This is a genomic window from Virgibacillus kekensis, from assembly GCF_042654125.1.
GTDB lineage: Bacteria > Bacillota > Bacilli > Bacillales > Amphibacillaceae > Lentibacillus > Lentibacillus kekensis.
This window is the reverse complement of sequence record NZ_JBHSFU010000007.1, coordinates 145,249-164,630: the sequence shown is the minus strand read 5'-3', so window position 1 is coordinate 164,630 and position 19,382 is coordinate 145,249. Positions and strand designations below refer to the sequence as shown.

Annotated in this window: 19 protein-coding genes; 6 read left to right on the top strand and 13 right to left on the bottom strand. The window is 42.4% G+C overall.

What is annotated here, in order from left to right; all coding sequences use genetic code 11:
- Positions 1–5: 5 nt before the first annotated feature.
- The gene (locus tag ACFO3D_RS13125) at positions 6–899 is read left to right on the top strand and encodes a PucR family transcriptional regulator (RefSeq protein WP_390296680.1); all 894 of its coding nucleotides are present in this window, start codon (positions 6–8) and stop codon (positions 897–899) included.
- Positions 900–1,023: 124 nt separating this feature from the next.
- Complete coding sequence (locus ACFO3D_RS13120; RefSeq protein ID WP_390296678.1) at positions 1,024–2,121, top strand: ABC transporter ATP-binding protein; 1,098 nt, start codon at positions 1,024–1,026, stop codon at positions 2,119–2,121.
- A 106-nt stretch (positions 2,122–2,227) separates the two neighbouring features.
- On the opposite strand, the gene ACFO3D_RS13115 is transcribed toward ACFO3D_RS13120, so the two are convergent.
- Complete coding sequence (locus tag ACFO3D_RS13115; protein ID WP_390296676.1) at positions 2,228–2,434, bottom strand: small, acid-soluble spore protein, alpha/beta type; 207 nt, start codon at positions 2,432–2,434, stop codon at positions 2,228–2,230.
- Positions 2,435–2,851: 417 nt separating this feature from the next.
- Positions 2,852–4,237 (bottom strand): class II fumarate hydratase, encoded by a 1,386-nt coding sequence (gene fumC / locus ACFO3D_RS13110; protein WP_390296674.1) that lies wholly within the window; start codon positions 4,235–4,237, stop codon positions 2,852–2,854.
- A 354-nt stretch (positions 4,238–4,591) separates the two neighbouring features.
- Here fumC and ACFO3D_RS13105 point away from each other — a divergent pair, with 354 nt between their 5' ends.
- Positions 4,592–5,506 (top strand): zinc dependent phospholipase C family protein, encoded by a 915-nt coding sequence (locus ACFO3D_RS13105; RefSeq protein ID WP_390296672.1) that lies wholly within the window; start codon positions 4,592–4,594, stop codon positions 5,504–5,506.
- A gap of 105 nt (positions 5,507–5,611) precedes the next feature.
- Here ACFO3D_RS13105 and ACFO3D_RS13100 read toward each other — a convergent pair whose 3' ends face one another.
- The 4 genes from ACFO3D_RS13100 to ACFO3D_RS13085 all read right to left on the bottom strand — a co-directional run bounded on the left by ACFO3D_RS13100 (position 5,612) and on the right by ACFO3D_RS13085 (position 10,241).
- Complete coding sequence (locus tag ACFO3D_RS13100) at positions 5,612–6,910, bottom strand: MFS transporter (RefSeq protein WP_390296670.1); 1,299 nt, start codon at positions 6,908–6,910, stop codon at positions 5,612–5,614.
- Positions 6,911–7,156: 246 nt separating this feature from the next.
- The gene (locus ACFO3D_RS13095; protein WP_390296668.1) at positions 7,157–8,623 is read right to left on the bottom strand and encodes a methyl-accepting chemotaxis protein; all 1,467 of its coding nucleotides are present in this window, start codon (positions 8,621–8,623) and stop codon (positions 7,157–7,159) included.
- A gap of 98 nt (positions 8,624–8,721) precedes the next feature.
- Entirely contained in the window at positions 8,722–8,955 is a 234-nt protein-coding gene (locus ACFO3D_RS13090) for an IDEAL domain-containing protein (protein ID WP_390296666.1), read from the bottom strand.
- 86 nt (positions 8,956–9,041) lie between these two features.
- Entirely contained in the window at positions 9,042–10,241 is a 1,200-nt protein-coding gene (locus ACFO3D_RS13085; RefSeq protein ID WP_390296664.1) for an MFS transporter, read from the bottom strand.
- Between the two features lie 288 nt (positions 10,242–10,529).
- On the opposite strand from ACFO3D_RS13085, the gene ACFO3D_RS13080 reads away from it, so the two are divergent.
- Positions 10,530–11,396 carry a cation diffusion facilitator family transporter gene (locus ACFO3D_RS13080; RefSeq protein WP_390296662.1) on the top strand — a complete coding sequence of 289 codons (867 nt, stop codon included), beginning with the start codon at positions 10,530–10,532 and terminating at the stop codon, positions 11,394–11,396.
- Positions 11,397–11,409: 13 nt separating this feature from the next.
- On the opposite strand, the gene ACFO3D_RS13075 is transcribed toward ACFO3D_RS13080, so the two are convergent.
- From ACFO3D_RS13075 to ACFO3D_RS13065, 3 genes are read right to left on the bottom strand one after another with little or no spacing between them, the layout of a single operon-like run.
- Complete coding sequence (locus tag ACFO3D_RS13075; RefSeq protein WP_390296660.1) at positions 11,410–11,940, bottom strand: GNAT family N-acetyltransferase; 531 nt, start codon at positions 11,938–11,940, stop codon at positions 11,410–11,412.
- A 36-nt stretch (positions 11,941–11,976) separates the two neighbouring features.
- The gene (locus ACFO3D_RS13070) at positions 11,977–12,270 is read right to left on the bottom strand and encodes an AzlD domain-containing protein (protein ID WP_390296658.1); all 294 of its coding nucleotides are present in this window, start codon (positions 12,268–12,270) and stop codon (positions 11,977–11,979) included.
- Entirely contained in the window at positions 12,267–12,998 is a 732-nt protein-coding gene (locus tag ACFO3D_RS13065) for an AzlC family ABC transporter permease (protein WP_390296656.1), read from the bottom strand. The genes ACFO3D_RS13070 and ACFO3D_RS13065 overlap by 4 nt, the downstream gene beginning before the upstream one ends.
- A 755-nt stretch (positions 12,999–13,753) precedes the next feature.
- Here ACFO3D_RS13065 and nhaC point away from each other — a divergent pair.
- The gene (gene nhaC, locus ACFO3D_RS13060; RefSeq protein WP_390296654.1) at positions 13,754–15,124 is read left to right on the top strand and encodes a Na+/H+ antiporter NhaC; all 1,371 of its coding nucleotides are present in this window, start codon (positions 13,754–13,756) and stop codon (positions 15,122–15,124) included.
- A 53-nt stretch (positions 15,125–15,177) separates the two neighbouring features.
- Positions 15,178–15,765, top strand: a complete 588-nt coding sequence (locus ACFO3D_RS13055) for a hypothetical protein (RefSeq protein WP_390296652.1) — start codon at positions 15,178–15,180, stop codon at positions 15,763–15,765.
- On the opposite strand, the gene ACFO3D_RS13050 is transcribed toward ACFO3D_RS13055, so the two are convergent.
- From ACFO3D_RS13050 to ACFO3D_RS13035, 4 genes are all read right to left on the bottom strand, one after another.
- Positions 15,737–16,501, bottom strand: coding sequence for a cobalamin-binding protein (locus ACFO3D_RS13050; protein WP_390296650.1), 765 nt, complete (start codon positions 16,499–16,501; stop codon positions 15,737–15,739). The genes ACFO3D_RS13055 and ACFO3D_RS13050 overlap by 29 nt on opposite strands.
- A gap of 23 nt (positions 16,502–16,524) precedes the next feature.
- Entirely contained in the window at positions 16,525–17,277 is a 753-nt protein-coding gene (gene map, locus ACFO3D_RS13045) for a type I methionyl aminopeptidase (protein ID WP_390296648.1), read from the bottom strand.
- 175 nt (positions 17,278–17,452) lie between these two features.
- Complete coding sequence (locus tag ACFO3D_RS13040; RefSeq protein ID WP_390296645.1) at positions 17,453–18,211, bottom strand: (S)-benzoin forming benzil reductase; 759 nt, start codon at positions 18,209–18,211, stop codon at positions 17,453–17,455.
- Between the two features lie 57 nt (positions 18,212–18,268).
- Positions 18,269–19,069, bottom strand: a complete 801-nt coding sequence (locus ACFO3D_RS13035) for a C39 family peptidase (protein WP_390296643.1) — start codon at positions 19,067–19,069, stop codon at positions 18,269–18,271.
- Positions 19,070–19,382 lie beyond the last annotated feature (313 nt).

Below are 19,382 nucleotides of genomic sequence, written 5' to 3'. Positions count from 1 at the left end.
ATTTCATGATTGAACAGCTGCGTAAAATTTATTCTTCACTGATTATAAAAAAAAATATGCCAACAGAAGAATCAGCGGATTATCGGTGGTTCATTACAGATACCAATCAGATTATCGGCATTGGTAAACATGAGCTAACGGAAAAGGACACCCTTCTATTAAAGACATTCCTGCGGCCATACAGTGCTGTCATACCTGAAATGACTGCCGAAGAAAAGGTGTGGGAGACCATTATTGCTGGAGAGACCCACGCCGACCGGGAAGCCAAGATTATATATCGACTAATATATTTTTCCTTTTCAAAGTTCCAGATTGAACCGCAGGAATTTAAAGAGGCAATCCGGGAGTTTTTTGGAAAAGAGGTTCCAATCCTTTGGCAAAGTGAACATGAAGGGATCATCATCGAAGAGAATCTTGAGGAGCCTATTTCTTATGAACAGATTATCGACATACTGATGAGTGACTTGTATGTAAAAATCAAATTTCTCATTGGTCCGCATTTGCACGATACCAACACCGCAAAAGAGAATTTTCAGGCCTTGTCGAAAGGAGCTGAGATGGTCTTTCCTCTGTCGGAAAAAGATGTGATCACCTATTTCGATGCAGTTCCATACGTTCTTTTAAGTAAAACAGATAGTAATTTTCGAAACAAGATTACCAACCTGATTCTCGGTGAAATGTCAGAAGATACAGAGATGCTGCAGACAATTGAAACATTTATATCCTGCAATTTGAATATTTCGGTCACCGCAAAAGAACTATACCTGCACCGGAATAGCCTTCAATACCGCCTTGATAAGTTTGCAGAAAAAACCGGGTTGGATGTACGAAACTTCCACCAGGCCGTTACGGTGTACCTTGCACTTTTGGGGTTAAAAACACTTAAGGCGAGCTTATAACGGGTATTGAAAGGTGCACAAATGAACACGGATTCTTTGTGCACCTTTGCCACTTACGGCTGTCCTCCTTTTTCTTTATAATTAAGTTATAGATAAAACGCTTACATAATTGGAGGAGAAAATAATGGCTGAGCTTCGTTTGGAACATATTCAGAAATCGTATGATAAAAAAGCAATAGCGGTTGATGACTTTAATCTTGATATTAAGGATAAGGAATTTATCGTTTTCGTTGGACCATCCGGCTGCGGTAAATCAACCACACTACGGATGATTGCTGGACTTGAAGAAATCACAGACGGGGAACTATATATCGATAACAAAAAAATGAACGACGTGGCACCAAAAGACCGCGACATTGCGATGGTTTTCCAGAACTATGCACTGTACCCACACATGAATGTATACGACAATATGGCGTTCGGGCTGAAATTGCGTAAATTCAAAAAAGATGAAATTGACAAGCGTGTGAAGAATGCTGCGAACATACTTGGCCTAGAGCCTTACCTTGACCGTAAGCCAAAGGCGTTATCCGGCGGTCAGCGGCAGCGTGTTGCACTCGGCCGTGCAATTGTCCGTGATGCAAAAGTATTCCTGATGGACGAACCACTATCTAATCTTGATGCGAAACTTCGTGTTCAAATGCGTGCCGAAATCCAGAAACTTCATCAGCGTCTGCAGACTACAACGATTTATGTTACCCACGACCAGACAGAAGCTATGACAATGGCAACGCGTCTCGTGGTTATGAAAGATGGACTCATACAACAAGTTGGGGCGCCTAAGAAGGTATACGACCTGCCAGAAAATATCTTTGTTGGCGGATTTATAGGATCACCGTCCATGAACTTCTTCTCAGGTAATCTGCGTGAAGGCCACTTTGAGATGGGTGACACTAAAATTAAAGTTCCAGAAGGTAAAATGAAAGTTCTGCGTGAGCAGGGTTATGTAGATAATGAGGTTGTTCTTGGTGTACGTCCTGAAGATATTCATGATGAGCCTGTATTCATCGATTCTACACCGGAAACTAAGATTAACGCGACCATTGAAGTTGCTGAATTGATGGGTGCTGAGTCTTATCTGTATTCTAAAGTAGCTGATCAGGACTTTATCGCACGAGTTGATTCCCGTTCCGATATTAACGGTGGTGAACAGATCCATCTTGCTTTCGATATGAACAAAGCACACTTCTTTGATCCGGAAAGCGAACTCAGAATTCGATAAACAAAGAGATATATTCTTAAAAAATGTCAATATAAAAGAAAGAGGGAAGTCTTTTAGACTTCCCTCTTTTTGCAGAGGTTTTGCCCTCTAAGCCATTGTTATTTAATTATTGATTGAACTGTTGTCCGCTTAGTTGTTGTTGAGCAGTTGATACTAGGCGTTTTGTGATTTCACCACCAACAGATCCGTTGGCACGAGAAGTTGTGTCAGCACCTAGGTTTACGCCAAACTCTTGAGCGATTTCATACTTCATTTGGTCAAGAGCTTGCTCCACGCCAGGAACTAAGATTTGGTTTGAATTGTTGTTAGCCATGTTATCACCTCCTGTACCCATAGTGTAAGCAGATCTATAAAACTTATCACGAAATCGCGTTGGTAATTGTTGCTTATAAAACCAATTTAAAAAGTGAATAACGGTTAATGTCACTGTGCATATTTAGGGTATCCGTGATAATTTTAATAAGCGAAAAATTGCTTTGTCAGGCTATTATTTGCTTTATTACCTTTTTTATTTAAAAGAAATGCTGCTTTCAAAAGATTGTTGTATTTGGGGAAAAATAAACTGCGACATAACATATCTGTTGATTTCTGAAATCCCTGCAGGAAGCCGTGTTTGCTTCCGATGAAGAATTTTGAGAGTTAAAGAACAATAAAGCTAAAGAATATAACCAAAAGAAAAAAGAGGCATTCCCATTTTATTCTCGGGATTGCCTCTTCTTATTATTTATATTTATTTAGGATGAGTCATTTCTTTAGGTTTAACGTACTCATCAAATTCTTCTTCTGTAAGCAGTCCAAGGTCGACTGCTGTTTCTTTCAGTGTTGAATTATTGGCAAACGCAGTTTTTGCTATTTTCGCTGCGTTTTCATAACCAATATGCGGATTCAATGCTGTCACGAGCATTAGAGAGTCATTGAGATATTTTTCAATTTGTTCATGATCAGGCTCAATTCCAGTTACACAACGTTCGTTGAATGACAGCATACTGTCAGCCAGGAGCTGGCATGACTGCAGGAAGTTATAGGCAATTACCGGTTTGAAAACATTTAGCTCGAAGTTACCCTGACTTGCTGCAAAACCGATTGTTGCATCGTTCCCCATAACCTGTGCTGCTACCATCGTTACTGCTTCACTCTGGGTAGGATTTACTTTACCCGGCATGATTGAACTCCCGGGTTCATTCGCCGGTATTGTAATTTCACCAATTCCACAGCGTGGTCCACTTGCAAGCCAGCGTACATCGTTGGCAATTTTCATCAGATCAGCCGCAAGTCCTTTCAATGCGCCGTGTGCATATACCGTTTCATCATGGCTTGTCAGTGAATGAAATTTATTCGGCGCTGAAATGAAGTTTTTCCCGGTATAATTATTGATTGCTTCACAAACCGCTTCCGCGAAATCCGGATGTGCGTTAAGTCCTGTTCCAACCGCAGTTCCGCCAATCGCCAGCTCACGAAGATGGTGAACGCTTTCCGTTATCATGCTTTCTGATTTCTCCAGCATACGATGCCATCCGCTGACTTCCTGACCAAGTGTAAGCGGAGTAGCATCCTGTAAATGAGTACGGCCAATCTTCACAATATCTTTAAACGCATCCATTTTCACTTTTAGTGTATCTTTCAGCGTTTGCACTGCCGGAAGCACGGAATCCTCAAGCTTAATAACTGATGCGATATGCATTGCTGTCGGATACGTGTCATTGGAGCTCTGTGACTTGTTAACATCATCATTCGGATGGAGTTTTAAATCGCTTCCGTTTTCCTCAAGCCACTTATTTCCCGCAAACGCGATTACTTCGTTAACATTCATATTTGACTGCGTACCACTGCCTGTCTGCCATACGACTAGTGGAAAATGGTCATTAAGCTCACCATTAATGATCTGGTCTGCGGCATATTCAATTGCTTCTGCTTTTTTGGCCTCAAGAAGACCTAAATCACTGTTCGCTTTTGCAGCGCTCTTCTTCAGAATTGCAAATGCCTTAATAACCTCTTTCGGCATTTTTTCGTCCCCAATCGGGAAATTCTGTTTGCTTCGCTGTGTCTGTGCTCCCCAGTATTTATCAGCTGGTACGTTAATCTCTCCCAGTGTATCTTTCTCTACCCGGTAATCCATCAAATACAGCCTCCTTATGTATGTGTTTTGATTATATCCTCTGCTATTGTACCAAAAATAAAGAAAATACGCCCGTTAGGCGATATTCCGACTGCATGCCCCATCGACGTTCCGAAGCATCGTTGATTTTAAAAAGCTTGTTTATGGAGATTCGGTCTTAAGGGAACGTTTCGACCAACACTGGAAAACCTCCCATCCTGCTAGGCTAAGTCACAAAATAGTGCCTTTTTTCTACCAATAACAGTCAGATTTCCTATATAATACAAAAGAGACAGTATTATCTGAAGGATTACCTCTTTAAAAATTACTGCTCAAGCCTTCTGATCCGTCTTTATGTTAAGGAGGAGCTAATTTATGCCAAATATATGGACACACATGCTTTTTTGTGAGGAAGTGGTGGATTCTATTGTTAATCCGAATCCTTTTTCTCAGCATGAAGCATATATGAACCTAGGTGCACAGGGACCGGATCCCTTTTTTTATTATAATTTTTGGCCATGGACGAAAGAAGACCCTGTTAACGAGGTTGGCAGCCTTCTGCATACCAAAAATTGCGGCCCATTTCTGCTGGATTTGATTGAGCAGGCAAAAGATAAAAACCCGGATATTCGAAGTTACGTGTTTGGGTTTGTCACCCATCACATCCTTGACCGAAAAGCACATCCGTATATTCATTACAGGGCCGGTTATGAGGGAAGTAATCATCAGAAACTGGAAGTGTTAATTGATACTCTGATGATGGAGAAGTACCAGAATCTGAAAACATGGAAAGTGCCGGTGTACAAGGAAATCAATGTAGGTCATTCGCTTGATAAGGAAGTTGCGGGTCTTTTACATCAAACGATCAAGCGCCATTTTCCGGGTGTTAAATATGATTCTGAAGCTTATATCCAAAAATCGTATAAGGATATGCGACTGGCGCTTAAACTGCTAGCGGACCCGCACGGCTGGAAAAACCGCATCCTGTCATCATTAATTTCATCCTATTCCCACCAGCCGATCAATGAAGAAACAGACTACCTTAATCATAATCACACAACGTGGCACCACCCTGCTACCAACGAACCATCGAACAAAAGTTTTATTGACTTATATGACGAGGCAAGGCAGGAAGGCATAGAAATTATGACCGAGGTGCTCTCTTACTGGCGGTCTGATAGCAGGGACACCCCTGATACACTTCACGAATTGATTGGTAATATCTCTTATGATACAGGTAAACCACTTTCGTTAAACCTTGAGAACAAATACAGTGAACCAATTATATGAACAAGAGCTGAGGCGCCCTGACCTGAGTCCTACTTCACACTTTTAGTATAAGCAGAAGCAGGAACCCTGCATCGGGTTCCTGCTTTTTACGTTGTTGATATTCTTTTATTGCGGCTTCACTTCTATTTGTTCTGCCGGATTGGTATTCCGTTTTGCTTCAAGTGTGCCCTGCTCAACATTAACAAATTTCAACAGGACAATCCCCACGATAAAGAAGATAATAAGGGATACAATTCCAAGCCGGCTTGACCCTGTCAGCTGCCCTACTAAGGCAAACAAAAACGGCCCGAAAATCGCAGCAAATTTGGAGGAAATTCCATAAAAGCCAAAGAACTCCGCATGTTTATTGGCAGGGACCATCCGTCCGAAAATCGACCTGCTTAGTGACTGTGCCCCACCTTGTACCAAGCCGACACATGTGGCCAGAAGATAAAAATGAAGAGCCGACGACATGAAATAGCCCAGTATAACAATACACAAATAGACGTACAGCGTGATATACAACGCCTTCTTGGCAGTGATTTTTTTGGCAAGCCATCCGAAGAAAAAGGTACATGGGATTCCGACAAACTGTGTGATTAATAAAGCCACAATCAGCGAATTGGTGCCGATTCCGATATCTTTTCCATAGATTGTTGCCATTTTAATAATCGTTGAGATTCCGTCATTGTACATCCAGAAAGCAAGTAAAAAAATTAATAATTGCTTGTATTGCTTAATTTCCCTGAATGTGCCAACCACTCTTGATACTCCAATGGCAGCATACGACTTATCTCGTTTTACCGGTGACTTTTTTTCTTCTTTAATATTTTTAAGGAGAGGCAGGGTGAATATGAACCACCAAATCCCTACTGTCACAAATGATACCTGCATAGCAGCTGTCACATCAGGCAATCCAAACCAGGTATACTTTAAAATCATCAGAACATTAATTGCAAGGAGGATTCCCCCGCCGATATACCCAAACGCAAATCCGGACGAAGAAATTTTATCGATATCATCTTCATCAGCAATCTCAGGTAAAAATGCATCATAGAAAATGTTTGCACTTGAAAATCCGATTGTACCCAGAATCAGGAGCACGGATGCAAAGATATATTGACCTTCACCTACAAATGCGAGCAGCACACTGGCAATCGCTCCCATAAAGGCAAAGAAACGCAGGAATTTCTTCTTGGCTGCCGAGAAATCACTAATAGCGCCAAGAAACGGTGCCATTACTGCTACAACCAGCGCGGCAATCGACTGTGAGTATCCCCAGAAACTGTCGGCTAGTGATTGGTTAACCCCTGCTGCAGCGATTTCATAATAAAAAATCGGCAGTACAGCTGCCATAATCGTTGTTGAGAATGCTGAGTTCCCAAAGTCATACAACATCCAACTGAACACTGTTTTCTTTTTCATTTAAAATTGCAACCCCCTTTTTTTTTTGGAAACTAACTATTTTTGTTAGAGGCATTCTATCTAAGTAATTTTGTTCCAGAAGATCTTGTCTCTGGAGTTCAAGTCTTAGGTGTACTTATGCAGGAAAGAATGTTTCATATTTCTTTCTTTTAAAGCATACCAGAATAATTTACCAAATTGCATATTTTTTTAGAAAACCTTGTGAAAAGAAAATGCACGGTTCGCCCGTGCATCTCTTCTTTCCTGTTAATTTGCCTTTTCAAGTGTGGCTGCAGCCTTGTTTGTCTCTTCAATTGCTTCAACCAGGTTACTCATTCTGTTAACCTGCTCGGAAACCATTGCCTCCAGTTCCTCAATGGTTGCAGTCGTCTCTTCAATAACTGAAGCCAGCTGATCGACCGAGTCATCAATAGTAGTGGAAGATGTCTGAATGTCCTTTGCCTGTTTCTCAAGGTAACCAAGATACTTAATAAAGTTAATTAGCTGGTCCGTAATCCGCGTAAAGCTCGCTTTGGTGTCAATCGCTTTTTGTGTGCTGGCACTTAACTGCTCTTTATTCTCATCTACTTCCTTCTGGGCATACTTTGCGTCAAACTCGATTGTTTGTAGATTTTCACTTATTTGCAAGGCTGTCTGCTGAGAAACCTCGGCAAGCTTACGGACCTCCCCGGCAACCACAGCAAAGCCTTTACCACTTTCTCCTGCACGGGCTGCTTCAATACTTGCATTCAATGCCAGGAGATTCGTTTGTTCAGCGATTTCCTGTATTTTTTCGGTGAATTTATTATTTTCATCGATTTTTTTCACCAGGTTATCCATATTCCCACCGAGTTGATCAAATGATTGCTGAAATTTATTTAATGTATCCGCCAGATCTTCCATTGAGGTATGTCCTTTAAGGGATAGTGTTTTTAATTCTTCACCATCAGCCATGCTCCTGGAGAAGGAATGAATCATTTTTGACAGTTTTTCTCCTGTTACTTCAATTGTCGATGAAATAGTCGTGACAGATTCTGCCTGGGACTGACTCGCTCCTGCTATCTCCTGGAAAGCAAGATTCATTTCTTTTATCGATTGTGAATTCAGGTTACTATCCTTCTCAATTATTCCCATTTGGGTCCTTACCTCAGCAGCACTGGTTTGGACGATGGATGCCTGTTTCCGCAGCAATTCAGAGTGGTTCTGACTTGCTGCAAGTGCTTGTTGCGTGTCTGTAAGCAGTTTCCTGGACACTCTTACCTGGATAACCAGGACGACGAATACAAGAACAAAAAACACCATTGTAATCGCTGTGGCCCGCGCATCAAATCCAATTACTTCCCCTTTAACAATAACGAAGAACGTTAGCAGGGATATTCCAAGCACCCCGCCTGTTACCAACACCGCAAGTGACAGGGAGATTGCCGCCACCGCCAGTACGTAAAAAGTAAAGAGCATATTGGTGACATAATCTGAACTAAGGATAATAATGAATGCAATCGCCGATAAACTAATAATCGCCAGGTACGGCACAATTGCCGTCATTATCTTTTTATAATGAAATAAGCCGATAAGTCCTACACTGACTACCCCTCCAACACCAAGTGCAATCAGGTTTTCCTTTGGTGCTCCAACAATAAGTTCAGCACCAACTCCGAGAAACAACGAAAAAAGCAGTATGTAAAACAATATGCCATTCTGCCGCTGTTCAATTGCCCTGTTACTGTACTCCATTCTGACTCCCCCTGCATATGCGTTTATATGTAACGTAACCTCTTTATCACACAAAAAGCCTCACCATATCAGGCAAGGCCAGTCATGCTGAAATCGGGTTATTCCCAAATGTAATGTCTGTACTCCTCACTCAACCGCAAAAAACTCTCTTTGTCTCCATTATCAATGGAATAGTTAATCGCTGCTTCCAGCGTTTCTTTATTCCAGGTAAAACATAATTCATCGAGCATTAGACGTGACACAAGTCTGAACTCATAAGTAACTTCCCTTTTTGCTCTGATTACATTTCCCTCATACCGGAAAATCCGATAGACTATCTTCTGTTTTTTCATGGAACACGCCCCCTGGTTCCTTTTTTCTATTATCTTAGATTTTTCAAACAATTGCAACAGAAAATTAGTCTAACGGCAAAATTTCTTCATGGATCTATATTCCGGTAGGCAAGAATACCGGCCCCAAGCGCGAATATTGCAAGCATGCTGGCCATCCAGATAACATTTTCTTTCATCAGTATCGCAATAACAGGCGGCCCTGCAGCGACCCCTACGAACCGCATCGCACTGTATATCGATGTAATAATTCCCCGCACATCTTTCTCCAGACTTTCCGTAATCAGGGCGTCCAGACATGGGAGCGACATGCCGATTCCCGTACCGCATATCAGAAAAATCGACAATAAGTATATTTGATTATCCATAATTGGAATAGCAGCAACTGATGCTCCAGTTAGCGTGATTCCAATAAACGTCACCCACTTCATGACTTTCAGGTGGTCTTCAATTTTTTTGCCGGCAATAAATGATGCAATCGATAAGGCCAGGAGGGGAATTGCCAGGATTACACCCTTCCAGACGCCATCATAATTATATTTTTCTTCCAAAATACTTGATAAATAAAACAAGAAACCAAACAGGACAAACATGAGGATGGCTCCAATCAAAAATACGGCATAAAGCCATTTGCCATGTTCCTTGAATACATTCTTTGCAAGGCCCCAGTATTCCTTAAAGGAGTTATGTTCTTCATCTTTTCCGTTGTTTTTCACTAAAAATGCCACCATTACTAATGAGATGGCGCAAAACACAGGGACAGAATAAAACGGAATAAACCATATCCAAGCTGCTAAAGCAGCACCCAGAATCGGACTGAGAACTTTTCCCACTGTATTTGAGGTTTCTATAATCCCAAGTGTGGCGCTTGCTTCACGGTCGTCTCTGAAAATATCGCCGACCAGCGGCAGAACAATTGGTGCAGCACCAGATGCCCCGACCCCCTGAAGAATCCGGCCCATCAAGATAACCATGAATGGGTCCTCCATATTGCTTGACGCCCATCCAGCCAGGAGTCCTCCGAGTCCAGTAATGATCAAGGAAGGAATAATCACTTTTTTCCGACCAAATCGATCCGACAAAAAACCAGCAATTGGAATAAAAAATATAGCTACAACGGAATACATCGTTATAATATAACTTGATTGCAGTTTAGATATGTCCAGTTCCTCTTCCATAACCGGGAGAATTGGAATAAGCATCGAATTCCCCAGTGTCATAATAAGCGGAATCGATGCTAATGAAATGACTGCCCAGCGCTTCTCTTGTTCCTCAATATGGCCTGCCATAGTATATTCACTTTCCTTTTTAAAAGTAGTAACCCCTAGAATTACTATTTGCGTCCCCCGTAAAATTATACTTTGTCAAATTAAGAACAGGAATTTATGAAGGGCTGAAAATTTTCCCATACGAAACTTACTTGAAAAACCGCAATACATATTGCCGTGTGCTTGTTTGTTTCTCTAGACTCACCATGGAACACTTTGGTAGACTGTTAAAGCTGAGAAATTACGTGTATGTAAAATGTGTGTTTTAGGGTAAACCTTTTATAGAGAAGCAATATTGGAGGCAATTTCATGAATCAGGCAGATAATTTGAAACAGGGTGAGAAAGGCGCATGGATCAGTATCGGTGCGTACCTTATTCTGTCAGCCACAAAACTCATAATTGCAGAAATAGGAAATTCAGCGGCATTACGGGCTGATGGATTGAATAACACCACAGATGTTATCGCATCTGTCGCGGTTCTAATAGGTCTAAAAATATCACGTAAACCGCCGGACAGGAATCATCATTATGGCCATTATCGCGCGGAAACGGTTGCTTCCTTGTTTGCCGCATTTATTATGGTGACTGTGGGGATTCAGGTTATTATCGATACGTTCGAATCACTGATATCCGGGGAGCCCGCCAATCCGGACATGCTTACAGGGTGGACCGCACTTGCCGCAGCTATCATTATGCTTGGTGTTTATCGCTATAATCGAACCCTTTCCAAAAGAATCGGCAGCAGTTCCCTGAACGCGGCTGCCCAAGATAACAAATCCGACGCCCTTGTTAGTCTTGGAGCCTTTATAGGCATCGCTGGTGCACAGTTTGGTTTATATTGGCTTGACCCGCTTGCAGGTCTGATTGTTGGATTTATTATCTGCAAAACCGCTTGGGATATTTTTAGAGATTCATCCCACACACTTACCGATGGGTTTGATGAAGAAAAAATTATAGAAATCAAATCAAGCATTTATGAGGTGCCGGAAGTGGAGAAAGTGGTGGATGTAAAAGGAAGAGTTCACGGCAACCAGGAGTTTATCGATATCACAATTCTGGTTAATCCACAACTAAATGTGAAAGAAAGTCATGAAATTACTGAACAAGTCGAGAAACTACTTGACGATCGATTTAATATCCCATACGCCCACATCCATATAGAGCCTTTTCAATGAGAAAAAGCTGTCCTTATGACAGCTTTTTTAGTAATTCATCGATATCATTCCAGCCGTATGCTGTTTCCTGGTACGTTCCTTCTCCGATGGTTGTTAACTCCTCGCCAACAGGTTCAGCGTTGAACCGCTCATAGAATCGGCTGGAAGGGTTCTGGGTCAGAATCCAGACAAGAATCGATTTATAGCCGCGGTCCTTCATTTCCTCGGTGAAACTTTTAAGGAGCTTTGCCCCAAGTCCTTGCCGTTGATAATCATCCAGCAGGTAGATCGTGTATATTTCACTGTCATAGTTAAATCTCTTCGTGCGTTCAGGGCCACCGGAAATAAAGCCGACTATTTTCTCGAAGTCTTCGATAACTAGCGTACACTGTTCTTTTTTCTTAATCCGTAATATAGTTTCCCATAAGGCCTTACGATTTTCATATGTAATATTGGAGATATCTTTTTCCTCCAGCAAATCGGTATAGGTGCTTTTCCAGCTGCTCACATGGATTTCAGCAATTGCCTCTGCATCATCATAAACTGCTTTTCGTATAGTAAACATGTTCTTCCCCCCGCCAATTATCCTGACAACCTCTACCTAAATGGAAAAAAGAAATACGGTCAGTATTGCGCCGACAACAACTAAAATAATATTTAGCCCAAGATACGCCAGCACAATGGCAATCGCCCCGCCTGTCAAACCGACCAGCGGCTGATCAGCCTTCACATTTAAAATTCCCGGGAAAATAAGGGCTCCCAGTGCAGCAAACGGTATCGCGTTCAACCATTTATTAACCCAGCCCCTGAATTGTAGCCGGTCAACAATAAATGCTGGTATAACTCTTGGAATCATAGTCGCGAGCGACATGCCAATTATAATCGCAAAAATCATTGCCGGTCCTCCTCTTTCAGCAGAAATACGCCGCTTAACCCGCCAAGGACAGTTCCGAGTACGATTGCCCATCCTTGGCTCATGAATTGACTGCACACCGCATTGATTAGCATGGCAATCACCGCAATGACTCCAAGTCGCCATTCTTTCCGCACAGAAGGAACAAGAAGACCAATGAACATTGCATAAAGTGCTATTCCCATACTTTGGCTTAACCGTGCAGGGATTACCTCACCGAGCACACCGCCAAGAAAGGAGCCTGCAACCCACGAGAAGTAAGCTGTTAAAATAATTGCCGTATAAAAGAGGGCGCCTTTTTCCATTTTTGCTTCTTTTGTATGTAATGCTGAAACAGCAAATGTTTCGTCTGTCAGCCCCAATGATAAAGGAACTTTCGCTTTTAGTCCAATCCCTCTTAAACGATTTATAAACGAAAGACTCATCACAAAATGGCGGAAATTAAGTACAAATGTCGCAACAATTATTTCCAGGGCACCAGTTCCGACTGCGATCATATTTGCTGCCATAAATTGGCTTGCGCCGGCGAAAACCATGACACTCATCAACGTTAATTCTGTCAGGGTCATTCCGGCCTGCTTTGCAAGAACACCGTACGTGATTGCTACCGGAAGATACCCAAGCATAATCGGAAAACCTACTGCCATTCCTTTTTTAATCATGTGTAACGAAGGTGATGTATTACTTTTTTCCACAGCATTAACAGTCATCTATGTCATCCCCAACTTGAAAATTGAACCTATTATAACGCATATTTTAAATTTTAAAAAGAATTTAAATCGCTACTTTTTCTCAAAAAAGTTGTTGACAAACAATTTAGTCACCGTGTATAGTCATACATCATACCTTAAAAGAAAATAAAATAATTACCCGGGAATGCGGAGTAGGATTTTTCCAGGCAGCATCAAGAGACAGAGCGGCAGGTGAAAGCTCTGGCAGGAATACATCTGAATTACACATTCGTAACAGTGGGGTATCTGAATTGAGAGGATGAGAGGCATTTGCGCTCTCGTCAATCAGGGTGGTAACGCGGAGAAAAAGCTTCGTCCCTATTCCAAGGGGCGGGGCTTTTTTTATTTAGGCTGTTTTCTAAAAGGTTGTTGTTTTTGATATAAAATGTGATGTAACAGGGAAGATTCGCTTCGGAAATACATTACGCTTTTCGCGGGTGGCTGGTGAGCCTCCTCGTGTAGCGCACTGTGGGGTCTCACCGAAGCCTTCTTCCCGCAGGAAATGGATTTCTTCCGAGGAAGTTGAAGCGTTACCCGGCGGCAAAGGAAACACTGTGAAAGCTTTAGCTTGAACAGATGTTGGACTTGTACCCGGAGTGGTGAAAGCGACTGCTCGGAGCGGAAATCAGTAAACCTTTTATGTCGTAGTTTCCATCAACTGCTAGGGTAAAGGAGCAACTAAGCTTAAGAAAAGAATTAATTATAAAAAACTATATTGAAAGGAAGGATTTACTATGTTTCCAATAAGTCCGAAACATACCCCATCGTTAGGCGAGTCAATCATATTTTTCATCTTTACTGTAGGTCTTATAAGTTATTTTCTTATCGGTCTTGGAACAGTTCCGCATATTCCAATCTTGATTGCGATTTTTGTGCTGTTTCTATACGGCCTATCGAAACGGGTTTCATTTAGTGATTTGGAAGAAGGCATGACTTCAGGTGCCAAGTCTGGGATGGGCGCAGTATTTCTATTTCTGCTGATTGGCGTGCTTATCAGCAGCTGGATGATCAGTGGTACAATCCCAGTACTGATCAGTACGGGATTTACATTTATCGGAGGAACATGGTTTTATGCAGTTGTATTTGCAATCACTGCCATTGTTGGCGTTTCGCTTGGTAGTTCACTGACGACCACTGCGACAATCGGAGTTGCTTTCATTGGAATGGCAGATGCAATGGATGCCTCACTTGCGATTACAGCAGGGGCCGTGGTTTCTGGAGCGTTTTTTGGTGATAAGATGTCTCCTCTCTCAGATACTACCAACCTGGCTTCCACAATTGTTGGTGTTGACTTGTTTGAGCATATACGACATATGAGTCTAACAACTATCCCAGCATTTATTATTTCTTTCATTCTTTTTGTATTGATATCACCCAATACGCCAATATCCGCTGATAACATCGAAAAATACCAGGCAAGTCTTGATTCGACAGGCCTGATTGAATGGACCTCGTGGCTACCGATCATTCTATTGATTTTGGCTACCATATTCAAAGTCCCTGCGTTTATTTCACTGGCAGCAAGCAGCTTAACCGCTACGTTGCTGGCACGGATAACGAGCGGGCTAACCTGGCCGGAAATTTGGTCGATCTGGTTCAATGGTTATACCGGAAACACAAACTTTGAACAGGTTAACAGCCTTCTGACCAAAGGGGGCATAAACAGTATGCTGTTCACCATTTCGCTTGTAATTTTAGCGCTTGGATTCGGTGGTCTGCTGTTCGTAACAGGGATTATCCCATCAATTCTTGAGACATTCCGGAAGAAACTGCAAAAGGTAAGAGCAATTATCGTGTCCACCGCAGCTACTGCAATCGGTGTCAACGTTTTTATCGGAGAGCAATACCTCTCCATCATGCTGACCGGAGAAACGTACAAAGGAGTATATGAAAATGCCGGCTTATCAAATAAGGTACTGTCCCGGACACTGGAGGATGCCGGTACGGTGATCAACCCTCTTGTGCCATGGAGCGTGTGCGGTGTGTTTATCGCAGACGTACTTGGTGTACCCGTATTAACCTATCTTCCATTCGCGTTTTTCTGTCTTATCAGCCCGGTTATCACCGTGTTATTTGGTGGGAAGGCAATAAAATTAAGTAAATAAATTATTGACCAACAACATAGAATAGTACAAGTTTTAATGAGGAGAGGATATACTTGATCAGCTATTCAATTGCTGTAATAATCATTAATTTACTTGTACTATTTTATTTTATGGGTAGGAATAAGAATCACCAACAGTCACCGTTGTTTCATACACTCATCATGGCTATGGGTATGGGTTACGGATTTGGATATGGGGTGATTGCGGCAGTTATTTTTCCCGGCAGTCTTAGCATTGCCTTATTCTCGAGCAGTGCTACCGCTTTGCTGACTGGAATTTTAATAGGGAAATTCACAGGGGATACTGGGCAAATCGAATGCATGATGGAAGGATTGATGGGTGCGCTGATGGGAGCAATGCTGCTATTTATGCTGTCTGATGGGACGATGTTTATAGTATTAACCCTCTCTGCGCTAACTGCTTTCACCATTTACTTTATCCGGTTAATACTGAACGAGAAAGAAAATAAGCTGAACAACATTCAGGATCTCGCTTTATACATTCTCATGTGTATTTCAATTGTATTTATATTTTCCACATTCCCAGCTAACGATCAAAACCACTCTCCAGACGAACATGCCTATCACAAAATCCCACCGCTGACGGTGGGATTTAATTTAATATTTTATCCAGTTTTTTAAGTCCTTCTAGTAGCCGCGGTGATGGGCGGCAGTATAGAGATTCCTCCAGCACGTGAATCCGGTTGTTTTGTGCGGCCTGCATCTCCCTCCAACCGGGCCGTTTGAGCAACAGTTCAGGCCGCATTTTGGATTCTTTTACCCCGACCCATACCATACAAATATGGTCAGGATCACGTTTTCGTACATCTTCCCAGTCAGTTTGAAAGCTCGCTGTTTCTTCTGAGTCAAAAATATTCCGGGCACCTGCAAGCTCACTGATTTCCGTAAGCCAATTAACATTTCCAGGAGTAAATACCGGTTTCGGCCACCATTCCCAGTACAATGATTGCCTATCATGTTTATTGCTGTATTTTTTCCGAAAGGCGGCAATCTCACTACGGAAATAGGCTGCCCGTTGTTCTCCCAACGCTTTCTCACCTAGCGCTTCCCCGACAGTTTCAATATCGGACGCAATCTCATCAAGCGAGCTCGGGTCAAGAATAATGTATGGTAACCCTTTTTTGTTTAATGCTTGGATATTCTTTTCCATACCGGGGACACTTAAGGAGGCGAGGACCAAGTCAGGTTGAAGCGCTGCGACTTTGTCCATATCAATCGACAAATCTGGTCCGACTTTTGGAATTTGCTGAACTCTTTCCGGCCAGTCCGAATAATCGTCCACGCCCACTAGCAGTTCACTCTTTCCGAGGTATTCCACGATCTCCGTATTACTGGGACAAATCGAAACAATCCTCATACTCAGTCTCTCCTCTCATTGAATTACTGTTCCTGATCGGTTGTCAGAACCGGTCCTTCCTTCGTGATTACCACAGTATGCTCATACTGGGCTGAACGGCCCTTGTCAATGGTCCGCGCAGTCCAGTTATTAGAATCCATTTGACTTTGCCAGGTACCTTCATTAATCATCGGTTCAATCGTGATGACCATGCCTTCTTTCAGACGAAGGCCTTTGTTTGGCAGACCGAAGTGTGGAATATGCGGTTCTTCGTGGATTGTTGGTCCAATTCCATGCCCTGTAAAATCACGAACAACTGAGAAACCTTCACCCTCGGCATATGTCTGAATTGCGTGACCGATATCGCCCAGGCGTTTGCCGACCTGCGCCTGCTCGATTCCTTTATAAAGGGAAGTTTTAGCGACCTCCATCAGTTTAAGACCTTTTTCGTCCACATTTCCCACCGCATACGTCCACGCTGAATCGGCAAGACCGCCGTCCAGATTAACAACCATATCGATGGTGACAATGTCGCCGTCCTGCAGTTGTTCCTCCCGCGGAAACCCATGGCAAATCTCATCATTGATTGAGGCACAGATAGCATATGGATAATCGCTGAATCCTTTCTGTTCTGGGGTAGCCCCGTGCTTGGCAAGATAGTCTTCCACGAACTTATCGATTTCCATTGTAGTGATGCCAGGCTTAATCATCTTAGCAACTTCTTTATGACATGCAACGAGCAGGTCGCCCGCCGCCTTCATTTTCTCAATTTCACGTTTGCTCTTTCGTGTAATCATACTCTTCTTCCTTTCCCAGTCGAATGAATAGTGTCTTGACTATCATATGTTTTTCAGGTTATATCTTCACAAAATTTTATAACAACCTAAAGTTTATCACAAATCGCGGGAAAATTAACAGGGAGGGTTTTAGAATGAAAAAAATGCAGTAGAGCCAACTGACTCTCTGCATTTTTTAGAGATAATCCTTTACACTATATATCTTACCGTTAATAATTCCAGTTTCGTCAGTCAGGATATCAACTAGTACGCCGGCAACAGTATCAGGACTCTTCAGCATATTTTTTTCCTTATATTCCTTGAACTTTTCCACATCCGCAAACTCGTTCTTACTGGTGGAGCGGATTTTCTCCTGCATATTGGTGTCCATTACTCCAGGACTGAATGCGATCACTTTATTCTGCGTTTTCAGCTGATCCTGTTCAAGCGCCGCGGTCTGGGTGTACATATTTATACTTGCCTTTGTCGAGCAATATGCACTCCATCCGTACATGGGACGCTCTGCCGCTCCGGAAGTAATCGTTGTGCTGATTAGCGGGATATCCAATTCAGTGGCATGCTGAAGGAATAAATTAGTAATTATCATCGGGGCAACTGTATTCACCTGAACATGGTATGCCAGATCAGAACCTTTAATTGCCATTGATTTGCCGATTGGTTCCAATACAGCTGCGTTATTTATTAAGTATACGGTTGAAGGCTTCCTTGAAAGGATATCTCTGCTTATTTGAGTGAAGGCATCCTCTGTTTTTCTCGGATCACCCAAATCACAGGATACGTGCTGGAATGTGACATCATGTTCGGAAGCATATTTTTCGAGAGTCTCATTGTTGCTCCGTGAGACGCCTACTACGTGAATACCGGATTCCATAAAAATTTTCGCGGCAGCCTCGCCTAACCCTTTCGAAACTCCGGTAATAATTGCAAATCTCATATATTGATGCCCCCTCGTTCTGCTATGCTACTCATTTATATTACCCTATTTTCCTACTCAGGAAACAGGTTTATGCTTAATGACTATCGCTTGGCTGCCCATTTGCTCCCAAGCTTTTTCAAAAGCATCCCGGTGTACTTTCTGGTTTTTAACACCGTATGGATTGTTGAGATACACATAGTCTTTGTCATAGCCGGTGACAACCACACTATGAACGCTGAACGTTACCTGGACTTTACCTGAAGGGGTTTCCCACGTACGGAAGTCATTAACGGGCTGGTAGTTTACTGTGGTGATTACCCAAACTGGAAGACCCTGTGCAATATTCTCGTAAACTTTCTCGATTGGCTGTCCCGTCAGATTGACCGCTCTGTCCCCTGTGTACTGTCTGGCAAGGTCATAGATTGGACCGTTATAGACGGTTAGCCCCGGCCCGTCAACCATATCACCGACGAATCCCTGATTCGGATTCCCTTTCAAACCATTCTCATATGTTAGCGGGACTCTTGGCACTTTCTGGGCGAGTTCATTTTTCGTAGTTTCATAGCCATGATAATTTAATATCATGGCAAGACTGGTGACCTCACAGCCATTATATAATTGCGGTTCCGCCATTTGTAATAATAACGGTACATCAAGTGGACCAGCACTTGCTGTTGGTGCTTCTTCCGCAAATGTCTGAAGACTTGCCGCTGCTTGGCCATGTTGAGAAACCAACACCTCAGGCTCTGCCTTTTGTTCTATACTGACCTTTTTACTGACACTTGCATCTGAGACCAATTCAGTATCTGCTTCCCCACATCCACTTAAAATTACAGGTATTACCAGCATACCTAAAAATATATTTTTAGAATACATACTTCATTATATATTCCCAGTTTCCTGAAATTATTCAGGAATCTTTTATTTTTCACTTATTTCTACAATATGCTGCTTCTTTCAATCCGTTCTTTCAATTGTCACAACAACATCTAGATAGATCGCGCACTACAAGGATCAGCTATTTTTTAAAAAAACAGCGTATAACGTGATATCCCTTAGACGCAGGAAATATGACAAAAGTTCCCGCAGATTGTAAGAAGGGTGAATTGCGCTCATTAAATCAGGTTCAGGTGCTGAGTAAGCATCTTCGGTCCGAGAAAAGCCCACGATTAGGCTAATCGCCTGTAAA

Bases quoted from the DNA above. Each gene is read 5' to 3' on its own strand.
- ACFO3D_RS13095 (WP_390296668.1), bottom strand. From the start codon at position 8,623: ATGGAGTACAGTAACAGGGCAATTGAACAGCGGCAGAATGGCATATTG.
- fumC (WP_390296674.1), bottom strand. From the start codon at position 4,237: ATGGATTACCGGGTAGAGAAAGATACACTGGGAGAGATTAACGTACCA.
- ACFO3D_RS13065 (WP_390296656.1), bottom strand. From the start codon at position 12,998: ATGACTGTTAATGCTGTGGAAAAAAGTAATACATCACCTTCGTTACAC.
- ACFO3D_RS13115 (WP_390296676.1), bottom strand. From the start codon at position 2,434: ATGGCTAACAACAATTCAAACCAAATCTTAGTTCCTGGCGTGGAGCAA.
- ACFO3D_RS13070 (WP_390296658.1), bottom strand. From the start codon at position 12,270: ATGATTTTTGCGATTATAATTGGCATGTCGCTCGCGACTATGATTCCA.
- ACFO3D_RS13090 (WP_390296666.1), bottom strand. From the start codon at position 8,955: ATGAAAAAACAGAAGATAGTCTATCGGATTTTCCGGTATGAGGGAAAT.
- ACFO3D_RS13050 (WP_390296650.1), bottom strand. From the start codon at position 16,501: ATGAGGATTGTTTCGATTTGTCCCAGTAATACGGAGATCGTGGAATAC.
- nhaC (WP_390296654.1), top strand. From the start codon at position 13,754: ATGTTTCCAATAAGTCCGAAACATACCCCATCGTTAGGCGAGTCAATC.
- ACFO3D_RS13040 (WP_390296645.1), bottom strand. From the start codon at position 18,211: ATGAGATTTGCAATTATTACCGGAGTTTCGAAAGGGTTAGGCGAGGCT.
- ACFO3D_RS13085 (WP_390296664.1), bottom strand. From the start codon at position 10,241: ATGGCAGGCCATATTGAGGAACAAGAGAAGCGCTGGGCAGTCATTTCA.
- ACFO3D_RS13120 (WP_390296678.1), top strand. From the start codon at position 1,024: ATGGCTGAGCTTCGTTTGGAACATATTCAGAAATCGTATGATAAAAAA.
- ACFO3D_RS13035 (WP_390296643.1), bottom strand. From the start codon at position 19,069: ATGTATTCTAAAAATATATTTTTAGGTATGCTGGTAATACCTGTAATT.
- ACFO3D_RS13080 (WP_390296662.1), top strand. From the start codon at position 10,530: ATGAATCAGGCAGATAATTTGAAACAGGGTGAGAAAGGCGCATGGATC.
- map (WP_390296648.1), bottom strand. From the start codon at position 17,277: ATGATTACACGAAAGAGCAAACGTGAAATTGAGAAAATGAAGGCGGCG.
- ACFO3D_RS13100 (WP_390296670.1), bottom strand. From the start codon at position 6,910: ATGAAAAAGAAAACAGTGTTCAGTTGGATGTTGTATGACTTTGGGAAC.
- ACFO3D_RS13125 (WP_390296680.1), top strand. From the start codon at position 6: ATGATTGAACAGCTGCGTAAAATTTATTCTTCACTGATTATAAAAAAA.
- ACFO3D_RS13105 (WP_390296672.1), top strand. From the start codon at position 4,592: ATGCCAAATATATGGACACACATGCTTTTTTGTGAGGAAGTGGTGGAT.
- ACFO3D_RS13075 (WP_390296660.1), bottom strand. From the start codon at position 11,940: ATGTTTACTATACGAAAAGCAGTTTATGATGATGCAGAGGCAATTGCT.